This window comes from Devosia sp. FJ2-5-3 (genome assembly GCF_029201545.1).
Lineage (GTDB): Bacteria > Pseudomonadota > Alphaproteobacteria > Rhizobiales > Devosiaceae > Devosia.
Genome location: NZ_CP104007.1, coordinates 3,837,052 through 3,850,247 on the forward strand (window position 1 = coordinate 3,837,052; position 13,196 = coordinate 3,850,247).

The following is a 13,196-nucleotide window of genomic DNA, read 5'->3' on the forward strand; positions in this document are numbered from 1 at the left end:
AACTGTGATCCATCGGAGAGGTCTTGTTGTGCCTTGCAATCCTCGCCCGCAAACTCGAACAGCATCGAGTAACGGGGGGAGAACAGATGGATCGGCGCGATTGTACGGGCAGACTCCCCAGCAGGAGTGCTCAAACGACGGCAGCATATGAAGGCCGATATCATCAGCTCTACGGACAGGCCGTGCGGGAGCGCATTGGAGCCTCTGATGTTGCGGGTGTCGTAGAATGGTTCTGCGACCAGCACGGGCGCTGGGCGCAGAGCACGATCAGGCAGTATCGCGCCACCCTAATGCAGCGGGTTGAGTGGGAGAATCTGCATGCTGACGCCCGTGACTGGTTGGAGGGCAGGTTGCGCAAGGGGCCGGAGCCAAAGCGCAAGGGCCCGCGCAAGACCTCTGCCCGGAAACGCAAAAGCCTGCCGCGCGAGGAGTTTAAGCGCATCGCGCTGGTGACCAGCCAGTCAGAGCATCCTGATGATCGTCTGCTGACGGGCCTTCTCAGCTTTGGCGTGGTGCTGTGCCTGAGGCCAGGGGAGTACCACTCTGCCCGTCTGTCGGATAGCACCCTGATCGTGCAGAACGCCAAGGCCAGCAATGGGCGCGCCAACGGACTCGAGCGTCAAATCGACATTAGCGGGCTTAGAGAGGTCACCATCTCCGAGCTCAGGACCTTTCTTGAGCTCCTGCGCAAAGCCGCCCAGGCTGCCGGCAGCATCAAGCGCCTCCACAACAGGCTGGCAGCGCGCCTGGCGCGTCGCTGCAAACGGGTCGGCATCCGTCGGGTGAGCCTTTACACCCTGCGGCACGTTGGCCTGGCCACAGCCAAGAACTCCATGTCCCCGGTAGAGGTCGCGGCTGCTGCAGGTCATGCCTCGGTGCGGACCGCAGTCACCAGCTACGCCAAGAAGCGTTTTGGCTGGAAGATCAAGTGGGTTTGCAGGCCCTTGCCGGTCAGCATTGCGGCCGTGGGCGGCATCAACAAGACATTCCGGCCGCGTCAGTCCCCTACGCCCGTTGAATATTTTCCGGCCACAGAAGACGCATTCCTGCCCGACTGGGTGCCATCTCCGGGTTGGGACTTGCCAGAACCGGACATTGACGATGATCCGGACCGCGACGGCTTTGCCCCTCGCTTTTTCTAGAGCTCTGCCGGCAACCGAGGCGTCACGGTGCTTGCCGCCCCCGTCGCCTGCCGCGCCGTTAACGCTACGTTAACCGTATCTGAATTTTGATCCTTGTCAGAACGAAGCGGGAACTTATCTTGAGGATAACGGCCCAATTTCGTGCCGTCCGGTCTTCTTGCCCCTGGGGCAAGAGACGGCCGTTGAAACCGGTGGAACGGTTCCAGCGGCCTGACCGCAACAGACCTTTGTTGGAGGCCTATTATGGCTAGCCGTATTTTCAATGCTTGCGATCTCGCAGGCAAGCCCTTTCCCTTTGCCTTCAACCATTCTCAGTTTGACGGCGCACGCCCGATCGAACGCGATGGTCTTGTCCATAGTCCGCATGTGAAACCTGAGGTCCAGGTGCAGGTCCTGGCCCTGGTCGACGCCACCGGCTCGCCCAGCCTCGGCGACTGCATTCATGCCCTCGAAGGCCTTCCGGCGCCACTGGCGGCGATCCTCGACATGGCCAAGGCCGGGTACCTCGATATCGAGGCGGGCGTGTTGTCCCAGCATCTGGCTGTCTCCCGTGGCCGTGCGAGCATGGCGTCTGGCGGCAATGGAGGGGGCGACGACGATGACGGCACCAAAGATCGCGAAGGGCGGAAGCCCGCGGCGCCTAGTTTTCGTCACCTGAGCCCTGAGGCAGCCAGGAGCCTCGAGGGCAGCGCGGTGTCCGCCGCCCGTCTCAGCATGAAGCTGACCCCCTCGCCCCTGCGTGCGGACGTCTTCGTCCTCAATCGCCTGGGGTTGGCGTAGGTGCGACCCGGAGGTTCCCTCGACCGTCCGGTCATCTATCTCGGCCTCTCCGGCAAGCATGCCTATGTCGGCATGTCCGGCAAGGGCTGTGACCGTCTGCGGGCGCCACACCTTGCCGGCTATGGCAAGATGATCGCCATCACCGATGCGTGCAATTCTATGACGCGCGATCAAGCCCTGGTCGTCAAACGCATCCTGGGGCTCTCCATTGCCGACATGCCCGACCATACGCTTGACTGCGAGCTGCCCCAGGGCGGGTCGTGCTCGCGGGCCGACTATCTTGCCCTGCGCCGGTTTGTCGGGGAGGCTGGTGTGCGAGGCCGGCATCGCCTTCCACCGACAGACGCCCCGCGACCTCCTCGCTGGTCCCGTCAGCATGCCCGACATCCTCTGCACCGACGATCTCGACGGCGAGCTCGAGCACGTCCTGGAATCGGTCGGGATCGAGGCGAGGGCAGTCGAGGCAGACAATGGCGCCTGGCTGGTCAAGGCGGGCAGCGAGGTGCGCGTTGATCCGGTCTCCTCGGCGGGCTCGGTGGTGATGAGCCTGCGCCATGAAGTGGATTTTTCCGGCGTGCTGAAGCGCAAGGCGGCCACTATCATCTGACCCGCAATTTGCGCTTTGCCTCGGCCTCGGCGGCCGGCAATTTTGTCACCGGCGCAAAGTACCCCAACTTGTAGAACCAGGGTCATTTTCATATGCCGACTTGCTGCGGTGTGATTGGAGGGTGGGCCGGCGGAGGGGCCACCAATTAGCGGAGGAGCCGGACCACCCTGACCAGGGCTTTTTTTGGGACACTGCCTCTTAGCTTGATAGACCACTCGGTACCCAATGACCTTCGTTGTTTGCACCGAGAGACCGTCAAGATGTTAGTAGCGTTGATCACCATGTGGTGGCAGCTCTCCATCCCCGTTGCCGGCACGAACATACCCCCGCCAGTTCTGACACTCCGGAGAATTTCCTCGCCGGCGGACCAAGCAGCACTCAGGAATATCGCTTCTTGCCGCTGAGATCGCCCAGCGAACTCACATGGTGCGACGGCAGAGAAGGGAGCAGCCATAAGCGACCGCGTTATCCTTTATAACGCAGTAGTGCGCTTGGGGCGGGAAGGGCACTCGGACCCCGAGGATGTCCTATGATTAGTTCTTTTCCGAACCAGCATCCTTAGGCAGAAGGGACTCCGGTCCTACCCACCCCTCAGGCATGACTACTCCGAAGCCCTTACCAGGCAACTCTGGGAGAAAGGTCACACCCTGCCTCTCGAATGCCTCTTGGACAGCCCTTGTCGTTTTCAGGGTGGTGTCGCCACCGGTCTCCATTTTCGCGACTGACCTCTCGCTCACACCGGCGAGTTTAGCCATCTCCCTTTGACTCATGTCATTGGCGATTCTGATGGCCTTCAGGATGCGAAAATTGGTCTTCATGGACTTGGCATGGCACACCAATTCTGCGCCTGCCAGCTTCAACGAGCCCAATTATCCAGCAGCACTCCTATTTGCAACGACACTGCAAAAAAATGCAGTGAAACTGCAAATTATGCTTTACTGCTTTCCGCTGCGCGCGTACCCAAGATTGCAAAGCAGGCCCGGTCCGCATGTCCAACCGAATCGTCCGCGCATTGGAGAAGCTAATGCTCAATCTCGAACAATCGGGTTTTGACGATCCCGCCGCCGCAAAACTTGAGGCGACGAGAGCCCGGTCGCTTGCGGATGATTTGGATAGCCTTCTAGCTGGCACGTTCCCATTCAGAGATCGGCTTGCCAAAGCGCCGCTGATTGAGCGTTGGAAGGTCGTCGCAGCCCGAGTGCCGGTTTTGCACGGGGTGGCAATTAATCACTCATCCGCCAGCGGCCCGATTTCAATGTTCACTACCGCTCCACTGGTGGTTGCGGCCGAGGGTCAGCGCTGGATTAGATGCGGCGATGGCTTTTGGCGGCTTGGAGGCATGGAGGATGGGAAGCACTTCCCACGGAACGAGCCGAGTCCTCATCTCCGGGAGTGGAGCTGATGCTCTTGTTCGACAATGCCGGACTGGCTGACGCCGCGGCGGCGTGGGCGGAGATCGAAAAGCTCGAGGCACTAGCTCACGACCTACGAAGGATGCTGCGGGGCGACGGCCCATCATCCGGTGAACTGGACGCTGCGCCCCTGATCTCATCTTGGATCGCGGTCGACCGCGAAGTGCCCGCCTTAGTCGGTAAGGTTGGCAATCATCCCATTCTTCATGGGCCACGCACAGTCCAAACCAGTGAGGTCGTGGTCTGGAACGTCCACAAAGGGTGGGTGCGAACAAGCTCTCGCTACTACAAACTGGGAGAGGTTTTCGGACCGAAGAAGTCGCCAACGGGTGGAACATGACGCGAATTCTGGTCCTTTCAGATCTCCACCAGGAATTCACCCGAGGTCCTCTCGTTGCGTCGACGCAGCTGTTTCTGCCGAAACCAGTTGCCGACGACATCGATGTTGTCGTTATCGCTGGGGACGTCGATGTTCCGGCAGTTCGCTCGCTGGAATGGATTGCCCGCAACTTCTCCAGGGTTCCGGTGGTCTATGTCCTTGGAAATCACGATTACTACCAGTTTCAAACCGCTGGAAAATCGCCTCCCACAGAAATGCAAACCTATTTGCAGGTTCTCGAGAGCGCACGTGATCGGGCGAAGGAACTGGGTATTCATCTCCTCGAGAATGACACAGTGGAGATAGCTGACACTCGCTTTATTGGCGCCACCCTATGGACGGACTTCCGGCTGACTTACAACCCTCCAATCTTTGAGAGAATGCGCGTCGCCCAAGGTCGCAATGGGATGAACGACTACCGTCGTATCAAGCGTCCCTCGCAGCGACATCCCGAGCAACGGCGGCCGATGCGCCCGATCGATACCATCAATCTTCACATTGGCTCTCTAAATCATATTTGGGCGGCGCTCAGAGAGCCGTTCGCGGGCGCAAAAGTCGTCGTGAGCCATCATGCGCCACACCCGATGTCGCTCCCCTCTCAGAACTTTGGTAGCCTGGATCACTGTTACGCAAGCGACCTGACTCCAACGCTCCTCCGGCCCGACGCGCCGGATCTGTGGATCCACGGTCACGTCCATAAAAGCTCGGATTACGTGATCGGCAAAACGAGGATCGTTGCCAATCCGCGGGGGTACCGCTTTACCCAGGACGGGTACGCGCAAGGCTTCGATCCAGATTTAGTCGTCGAGGTCTAGCGGTGAGGATCTGGCTGTTCAGCGACCTTCACCTCCGGCATGCCGGTATTCCGCGAAGTGTTGTTCTTCCCCCTGTACGAGCCGATCTTGCCATTTGTGCGGGTGACCTCATCGAGGGTGACCCCGAAGGCGGTGTGTCGTGGTTGGCGCGTTACGTAAGACCGCAAATGAGAGTGGTCTATATTTTGGGCAACCACGAGTTTTACCACCATGACGCCAGCATGCAGCGCCTAAAAGACAAGGCGAAACAGATTGCGGCGCAGTCGGAGATAGACCTCCTCGACAACGACTTCGTCGACATCGGCGACATTCGCATTTTCGGCAGCACGCTGTGGTCCGACTTCGATTTTTTTGGACGTGGAGACGAGTCACGCCGTCAACGAGATATGGCGTGGAGCGAGCTGTGGATGAACGACTTCAGGCTCATCCGGCCAGAAGAGAACTCACGGGAGCTTTGGAGTGCAACTCGGGCACGGAGGGAGCATCTCATCTCCCGCACATGGCTCGAGACCGCCATGTCTGACGCCGCTGATCGGCGTAAAGTTGTCGTGACTCACAACGCCCCGTACCGTGGCTCGGTCGCAGCCAAATTCCGCAATGATCCACTGACCTCGGCATTTGTCAGCGATCTGTCGATCACGATCGAAAGGCATCAGCCGGAGCTTTGGATTCATGGCCATACTCACACCTCATTTGACTATCGGGCGGGAACGACGAGGGTGATCTGCAACCCGCGGGGGTACAGGGGCGAGAATACGTCTGGGTTCGATCCTGCGATGGTGATCGAGATTTAGATTTCCACCGAGCTATGGCCGCCCAACTCGCTGGACTTTCCTTCAATCTGAAATAGCAATGCTCGGGTATAGCCGCACGCGGGTCGGCATTTTAATCCAGTCCACGCTATGTCAGAATTTGGAAAGCCCGGCCTTACAAGAGCTCAGCGGCAACGCGGCGGCCGGTATAATGGGATGCTAACAAATCTTCCGCCACGGCTGCAGGATGAGGCTCAGGCCATTTTGTGGAGGCATGATCCCGAAGCTGACATCATCTTCGAGCTTCCGTTTGATGAGACCTTCGCCATCAGTGCCGTACACGCTGGGAGAAGGACGAATACGGTAATTTCGGCTACACACTCGGACGCACTGGTTATTCGTTCTCCATAAGATTCCAGACGCTTTGCATGTCTCGCCCTGTCGCCCAGGCCCCAACTGCGGCCTTATCTGCGCAGGCTGCCTCGATGGGGTCACGGCTGACGCGGAACTCCCGGTCGACCAGATAGCCAAGGACGATGCAATCGCTGTCATAGAGGCCCAGGATGGCATTCTCGCGTTGCGCGACGATGCGCACCAGCAGGGCCTCGAGATCGCGCCCCTGCCAGACCGCAGTGCCATAGTCTGCCAGAACGTCCTCGGTACCGGTGAAGACCCATTTATTGGTGATCAACTGGCGGAGATGCCCCTGGGTCTGCGGGAAGTTGGTAGCCAGGGTCTCGGACTTCCCGGTCTGTAAATAGGCACGCACCATGTCGGCTATGTCCTTCTGCGCACCAATGGCACGCTCTTCATACTCGGCGCGCAACTGGTCCTGGCGCTGCTGCAGTTCGGAGCGTTGGTCAGCCGACTTTGCGGCAAGCAGGGCAACTGCAGCCTCCGCCTGCTGCGCCTGCAGCGCACTTTCCTGCGCAATGCGCAAAACCTCGGCCTCGATTTCATCGGCCTCAACCCAAATGGGGGATACCGTGAAGGAGACGTCGGCCTTGCTGAGGGCTTCCAAGAGGGAGCGCAGATCCTCGGCCTTGGCGTAGATACCCGAGCACTGCCCGCGCTGCGCAGCGACAAAGGCCTGGTCAGCCGACATCGGCGCACCAAAGCGCGGCTCTGCGAACTGGAACGCAATGCTGTCTGCACGCTTTGCCAGACTGTCGGCATGGGGCTGCAACGTCTCGACGGCAGGACAAATGCCGCCCTGCCCTCGCGTCAGCTGCAGCAGGCCAAAGCCTTGCAAGGTGCGGTTGTCAATCCGGCCCGCGATCGAATTGGCCTCGGCGGTCAGCCGATCGGCCTCACGCAGGGCGTCACTGCCCGACACAGTGACGAAGGATTTGAAGCGACCGTCTTCGAAAGCTGAGATCAGAGGATGCGCAACACTCGGCGACAGGGCGAGAAAATCGCCACGGCGGAGCACGGCAAGGTCGGCGGTCTGCAACGGTGCATTGCACTGGGTGACATCGAGCTGACCGATGCCCGCCTCCACCAGCTGCTGCCGCGCCATGAGCAGGGCAACAGGGTTTTCCGGCGCGGGGTGTAGCCAGCACAGGCTGGCCACGCCGCCGTCGATGCGCAGATTGCCCAGAAGGTCATAGACCAGGTGGGGTGCAGCGCTGTTGCGCAGCACTAACAGATCGTCAGCATCGCCTTCGAGCAGGGCAGTATTGGCTTGCGTCAGCGCGAGGCCGTTGTCGGACAAATCAGCGGTGGCAACCCGGGTGCGGGCCGTCTGCTGGCTGATGAAGTCGGCCTGATTTTGCGCCAAATCCATCGCCACAAGCTGCTCGCGAGCAAGCTTGAGGGTGCGAACGGTCTCAGCCGAGGCTGGGCCCACGAGGGCTGTTTCGACCACCATCTGAAGATCAACGGCGCTCAGGATGTCGTCCGCCGTCACATTGGCGGCAATATGCGCCAGCAAAAAGTCGTTGATGCCCGTCAGTTCCTCGCCCGCCAGGGCGACGGAATTGGCGAGAGCGGTGTTATTGGTCTGGAGACGCTGCGCATTGGCGCTGGCATAGGCCGGATCGCCTTCGACCAGTGCCGCCAGGCTGTCGTGCAGAAGCTGCAGATCGGGCAAAGAAGGCGCGCCCATCGAGGCCTTCAAGCGCGTCAGGCCGCGCGCAACGCCAATCGGATCGGCAAATTTTCCGCCAGCCGCGGCAAAGCTGTCGATGGAGTCGACCAGACGCTCGGCGTCCGCAATCGCAGTGTCGAGCGCGAGGGATGCATTGGCAAGCTGGGCATCCGCAACATCAAGCTGCTCCGCCGACACGTTCTGTGCCTTGTAGGCAGCGGCAAAGCTTGTCACTTCGGCTTCCAGGCCCATGCGCTCCAGCGAGACGCGAGCCTCGGCCTGAGCGGCAGTGATGTGCTCGGCATTGCCGTCTGCCAGTGCCGCGGTCAGTGTTTCGCTGAGCGGCAGAAGCGCCGGAACATATTTCGAGGTCACATTGCGGCTGACATAGGCCAGCACGAAGTCATTGAGCATTTCTGCCTGACGCCGTGCTTCGAGGACCGCCGTCTGCTCTGCCTGCTGACGTGCGTCGGCCATTGCCGTCCGGGCCGAAACATAGGCGGTGTCGGCGTCAAGCAAGGCTTGCAGCGCCGAAGCATGCTGCTTGATGCGCGCCACATCCTCCACTTCTGCAGCATTGCGAAGGGCAACGATTTCGCGGGCCACTTCAAGGCCCTTCTCGAAGGTTGCTCCCTGCGCCCCGTAGGCTTCGACATCGCTCAGCAGGCCCGAGGCAGTTGCCTTGGCATCGACCAGTGCCAACCTGCTGGCTTCTGCGGCGATGGCTGCCTGTGCGGACATCAGGCCGGCATCGGCCTGATCGCCATACTCCCCGATCTGCGCTAGCAACTCGTCCGCCTGCTGGCGTTTGTCGCCGGCGAGGTGATCAACTTTCACATTGGCTGCGCATGCGGTTATCGCGTCGTCCCATTTCTGGGCGCCAACCAGTTCGCCACACCGCCCGGCCTGCAGATGCAGCTCGATAAACAGCATGTCATCGGCCAGATCATTGACCTCCGCCCGAATTGTCGATGCGTCGGTGGAGGGCCGACCCATTGTCCCATGGAGCAGTTGTGCAAGCTGCATCTGCTTTTCGGCCAGCTGCGCCTTGCCTTCGGCGAGACCGCGCTCCGCACCAGCAAGCGCGGCTTCGAGAGCAAGGGCTGCGGCTGCATCAGCCGGTTCGGCGCGAGCGGCAGCGTAACAAGACGCCAGCGCATTGCCCCATTCCTTGGCCTGGGTGGTGGAAAGGCACTGCGCTACTGCTGCTTCAGCTGCGGCCAACTGGGCCATGTCGGCATCAAATGTCGCCTTGTCAGCTACGCCTGAACTGACGAAGGCCTGATAGGAGGTAGCGTCGGCAAAACCCTTGGTTTGCGCAGCTCGGAAAGTGGCAAAAGTGGCGAAGCCGCCTTCCTTGGCGTCGATGAAGTCAGCGCGGTTGGCGAAGCCCCCGGCCTCAGCCTCGTTCACTTCGTCCAGGCTGCGCCAACCTTCGGAGGCGCGCCACTCGAGGTCGTAAAGCTGATTTTCTTCAAAGTTGCCCGGCACGCGGAAAGCCGCCTGATATGCCGCAATCGCGGCGCGGGTCCCGGGACCGGTCGCGCCATCGACGGCCATGTTGTAGAAGCCGAGTGATTTCAATGCTGTCTGCGCGCGGGTATAGAATTCAATCTCATAGGCCCGCTGGGCTGCGCGTGCTGCCTGTTCGGCGGCCTGCTGCTGCTGGGCCTGCTGCGCCTGCTGCCGTTTCATCTGATCGTTCTGGACGCCCTGCCGGATCATCTCCCCAGCAATGCCGAAGAACAAGTCGACCTCGCGCTGCGCCTGAGCTGGCTGAAGAATAGAGATACACAACACAACGGCAACAGCCGCAGGCGTCAAAGCCTTCGGAATCATATGCAGAGCCCCCACGGCAATTTACGCGTATTACGAACTACATGAGACAAATAAAGGCAATGGGTTGGATCTACAAAAACTTAAATTGGTCAACAGAGTGCATCTCGCTCGAAGGGTTATAGCTCGGGCTTGGTAATTGAGGGCGGTCATCCAGTTTCGCGGCGATCCTCCTGCCCTGAAGCCCGCACCAAGTACCGGAACTGATCGGGCTCCAAGTGGGGCCACTACCTTCATCGTCAATTCTCTTTCTGAGCTTGCCGGCCTTCCGCAGGAAGGGAGCTGAAGCGGTGCCGCTTTGGCGAAAGGCGAAAAGCCCGATAATCCCGTCTGATATCAAGCGCGAAAAACAATGCCCAAAATACGCCCATGCAAACCCGTAGACCGCGATCAATTGGTGGACATCTAGGAAGCCGCCTCGCGGGTGGGTGACTTGTTTCTCACTGAAAGCGCTATTGAGGAACAGAAAGCTCTCGTGCGCGACGTGTAGGAGAAACCCCGCATTCGCGATGGCAACGTGTTCGCGAACGCAGGTGAGGACATCCTGGATCGGTTGCCGGCTGGGGACATGGTAGAGTGGATCCATGCTGGCCAGCATGGGCAGTATTCTCTACAAAACCCCGCTATGTGATTGAGCTGGCCAGTATCGTGGCCGTTGAAGAGATAGGTAGCGGCGACCCAAACTCGGCCAGGGGCTACCCGTGCCAGCCTATCCGCCACTGCGATGTCGTCCGGGATTTTTCCAGCCTGGGGATGACAATCATCGCCAGACCCTCGGCGTGCTCGACGAGGTCCTGGAACTCAAGAAAGCATTCGCCCTTTGGGGCCCGCCGATTTCCTAGCGTCAAAAGGGCGCTCAGACGGCCGTAACCGGCTCGATCTATCGGGTAGACGGCCACATCGGATGTCTTGTCGGAAAAAACCAATCGCGTACCGACAATGAGCCTAAAATCGGGATACTGTCCGGCAATATCCTTTGCCGCCGCAAACGCGCGCACCACCCTAGATAGACTGTTCCGGTCGCATATGCCGATCCCTGAAAGCCCCATCCCGGCAGCCTGCCCAACCATCTCAAACGGGTGAGATGCCCCGCGTAGAAAGCTGAAATTGGTGGCCGCAAGGAGCTCGGCATACGGCGTTGCCGCCTGCGGGCGCGGAACAAGCATGGCTGACTCTTGGTGAATGACGTTCCGCTTATGTTCTCATTCCGAAAGGGAATGAGAGTCAAAATCGCCGATTTTCGGTCGGGCATTCTTGACCGCGACCGGGTCGAGGCCATGCTCAGGACACTGCTGGCAGGCCGGGCGGCTGATCTTGAAATCCTCGGCTTCACGGATGCAGGGGCCGCCGACGACCTCGCTACGGCCACCAGCATGCTGTCGGATGCAGTGGTGAAGTACGGCTCTATGACCAATTGGCTGTGTTCAGCACCGGGACGCTCGGGCTGGATGCAGCAACCCGGCGGATGGTGGAGGTCACGCTGCAGGCGCTGTTCGTTGATACGCAGGCACTAATAGCGGAACATCGTCCGGAGATTTAAGCCTTGGCCAGCAGGCTGGTGGAGAACAAAGTGCTCTCAAGCGTTGCGCAAGCCGATAGTGTTTGCGAATCCGCAGAGATAACGGGAAGCGCTTCCCCCGGGCAGCTCTGCTATCGGGCTTCCGGGCCCAAGCGTTATAACGCCAAGGTAAGATTTCGCCCATCGTTCGCTTCCATCCACGTTGTAGGCCGCGCCATGCTTCGCTTTGTCTCCTGCCTTGCCGCACTCCTTCTCATTGTCGCCCCGGCCCGGGCGGAGACGGCCATTGTCGCCGTCGCCGCCAATTTCACTGCCGTGGCCGAAGAACTGGCGGGCCTGTTCGCGGACGAGACCGGGCATGAGATTGTCTTGAGCTTTGGGGCGACCGGGGCGCTTTATGCCCAGATCAGCCAGGCTGCGCCTTTCGACGTTTTACTCGCCGCCGACACCACGCGACCGCAACTGGCGATCGATGAGGGGCATGGGGTTGCGGGCAGTTTCTTCGTTTATGCCCAAGGCCGGCTGGCGCTTTATGGGCCGGGCCGGGACATGAGCCCTGGCGCGGGGGCTCTCGAGGCCAGGTTCGAACGCGTCGCCATTGCCGACCCGCACGCGGCCCCTTATGGCAAAGCGGGTGTCGAAACGCTCACCGCGCTTGGCCTTTATGACGCCATAGAACCCAAAATCGTGTGGGGCGAGAATATTTCCCAGACCCTGCAATTTGTCGAAAGCGGCAATGCCGAGCTCGGCTTTGTGGCGGCGAGCCAGGTGCTCGGCAAGACCGATATCTGGCTGGTGCCGGAGGAATTTCACGCGCCGATTGCCCAAGGGGCGGTGCTGTTGAGGCACGGTGAGAGTAATCCGGCCGCCGTGGCGTTTCTGGAATTTTTGCGGAGTGAGGCGGCTGTGGGGGTGATCGAGGATGCGGGGTATTCGGTGCCTTAATTTTTCCCGAGGTCATTCCCGCGGAAGCGGGAACCAATGTTGAACGGGGGTCCCGCTTTCGCGGGGATGACACGGTGAATTGTTACTTCATCGCGTTCAAAAAGCGCCCCTTGCAGGAAGTCCCGGCGCAGGTGATGGCTAGGCGATGAGTTTTGAAACCCTGCTTGCCCCGATTACGCTGACCATCGCACTGGCCGCGACGGTGACGGCAATTCTGCTGATCGTCGGGACGCCGATCGCCCTGTGGCTGGCGCGGAGCAAAAGCGCGGGCACCACCATCATCGGCGCGCTGGTCACCTTGCCATTGGTGCTGCCGCCGACAGTGCTCGGCTTTTATCTGCTGCTGGCGCTCGGCCCTTTCGGTCCGGGGGGCGCACTGGCCGGGCTCTGGGGCGCGCGGACCCTCGCTTTTTCATTCCCCGGCCTCGTCATCGGCTCGGTGATTGCCTCTCTTCCCTTCATGGTGCAGCCGCTGCGAAACGCCTTTGCGGCAATCGAAACCGAAGTCATCGAGGCGGCGGAAACGCTGGGGGCGCGGCGGTGGGCGCTGTTTTTCCGCGTGTTGCTGCCGCTGGCGCGGCCCGGCTATCTCGTCGGCGGGATCATGGCCTTTGCCCATACGATCGGCGAATTTGGCGTGGTACTCATGATCGGCGGCAATATTCCGGGGCAGACCAAAGTGCTCTCCATCGCCATCTATGATTTCGTCGAGCGGCTCGAATGGGACAAGGCCCATGTGCTGGCCGGCGGCATGGTGATCTTCGCCTTTTTCGTCGTCTTTTCGACGCTCATGGTCAATCGCAAGTCCATGGGCCCACTGGGCTAGAGCAAACAAAGCATTTTGCGTGGGAACGGCCATTCGAGCGTAGCTCTCAAGGCCTTCGCACCTCAAATCGCTCCACCGGAGCGCTTTGCCCGTT

13 protein-coding genes are annotated in these 13,196 nt (G+C 60.3%); 9 read left to right on the forward strand and 4 right to left on the reverse strand.

What is annotated here, in order from left to right:
• The first annotated feature begins 182 nt into the window (after positions 1-182).
• The 3 genes from N0P34_RS18450 to N0P34_RS18460 all read left to right on the forward strand — a co-directional run bounded on the left by N0P34_RS18450 (position 183) and on the right by N0P34_RS18460 (position 2,529).
• Entirely contained in the window at positions 183-1,142 is a 960-nt protein-coding gene (locus N0P34_RS18450) for a hypothetical protein (RefSeq protein WP_275604673.1), read from the forward strand.
• Positions 1,143-1,385: 243 nt separating this feature from the next.
• Positions 1,386-1,922, forward strand: a complete 537-nt coding sequence (locus N0P34_RS18455; protein ID WP_275604674.1) for a hypothetical protein — start codon at positions 1,386-1,388, stop codon at positions 1,920-1,922.
• Between the two features lie 310 nt (positions 1,923-2,232).
• A complete protein-coding gene (locus N0P34_RS18460; protein ID WP_275604675.1) occupies positions 2,233-2,529 on the forward strand; it encodes a hypothetical protein in 297 nt (98 codons plus the stop codon).
• A 533-nt stretch (positions 2,530-3,062) separates the two neighbouring features.
• On the opposite strand, the gene N0P34_RS18465 is transcribed toward N0P34_RS18460, so the two are convergent.
• Complete coding sequence (locus N0P34_RS18465) at positions 3,063-3,347, reverse strand: helix-turn-helix transcriptional regulator (protein ID WP_275604676.1); 285 nt, start codon at positions 3,345-3,347, stop codon at positions 3,063-3,065.
• A 206-nt stretch (positions 3,348-3,553) separates the two neighbouring features.
• Between N0P34_RS18465 and N0P34_RS18470 the strand changes: the two genes are divergently transcribed.
• From N0P34_RS18470 to N0P34_RS18485, 4 genes are read left to right on the forward strand one after another with little or no spacing between them, the layout of a single operon-like run.
• Positions 3,554-3,931: a hypothetical protein gene (locus N0P34_RS18470; protein ID WP_275604677.1), complete on the forward strand. Its 378-nt coding sequence runs from the start codon at positions 3,554-3,556 to the stop codon at positions 3,929-3,931.
• A complete protein-coding gene (locus N0P34_RS18475; protein ID WP_275604678.1) occupies positions 3,931-4,281 on the forward strand; it encodes a DUF6634 family protein in 351 nt (116 codons plus the stop codon). Before N0P34_RS18470 ends, N0P34_RS18475 begins: the two co-directional genes overlap by 1 nt.
• Positions 4,278-5,135: a metallophosphoesterase gene (locus tag N0P34_RS18480; RefSeq protein ID WP_275604679.1), complete on the forward strand. Its 858-nt coding sequence runs from the start codon at positions 4,278-4,280 to the stop codon at positions 5,133-5,135. Before N0P34_RS18475 ends, N0P34_RS18480 begins: the two co-directional genes overlap by 4 nt.
• Before the next feature lie 2 nt (positions 5,136-5,137).
• Positions 5,138-5,929: a metallophosphoesterase gene (locus N0P34_RS18485; protein WP_275604680.1), complete on the forward strand. Its 792-nt coding sequence runs from the start codon at positions 5,138-5,140 to the stop codon at positions 5,927-5,929.
• 352 nt (positions 5,930-6,281) lie between these two features.
• On the opposite strand, the gene N0P34_RS18490 is transcribed toward N0P34_RS18485, so the two are convergent.
• From N0P34_RS18490 to N0P34_RS18500, 3 genes are all read right to left on the reverse strand, one after another.
• Entirely contained in the window at positions 6,282-9,725 is a 3,444-nt protein-coding gene (locus N0P34_RS18490) for a peptidoglycan-binding protein (protein WP_275604681.1), read from the reverse strand.
• A 160-nt stretch (positions 9,726-9,885) separates the two neighbouring features.
• A complete protein-coding gene (locus tag N0P34_RS18495; RefSeq protein WP_275604682.1) occupies positions 9,886-10,410 on the reverse strand; it encodes a hypothetical protein in 525 nt (174 codons plus the stop codon).
• Between the two features lie 97 nt (positions 10,411-10,507).
• A complete protein-coding gene (locus N0P34_RS18500) occupies positions 10,508-10,978 on the reverse strand; it encodes a PHP domain-containing protein (protein WP_275604683.1) in 471 nt (156 codons plus the stop codon).
• A gap of 569 nt (positions 10,979-11,547) precedes the next feature.
• On the opposite strand from N0P34_RS18500, the gene modA reads away from it, so the two are divergent.
• Together modA and modB are read left to right on the forward strand one after the other, a co-directional pair.
• The gene (gene modA, locus N0P34_RS18505) at positions 11,548-12,276 is read left to right on the forward strand and encodes a molybdate ABC transporter substrate-binding protein (RefSeq protein ID WP_275604684.1); all 729 of its coding nucleotides are present in this window, start codon (positions 11,548-11,550) and stop codon (positions 12,274-12,276) included.
• Positions 12,277-12,421: 145 nt separating this feature from the next.
• Complete coding sequence (gene modB, locus N0P34_RS18510) at positions 12,422-13,102, forward strand: molybdate ABC transporter permease subunit (RefSeq protein WP_275604685.1); 681 nt, start codon at positions 12,422-12,424, stop codon at positions 13,100-13,102.
• Positions 13,103-13,196 lie beyond the last annotated feature (94 nt).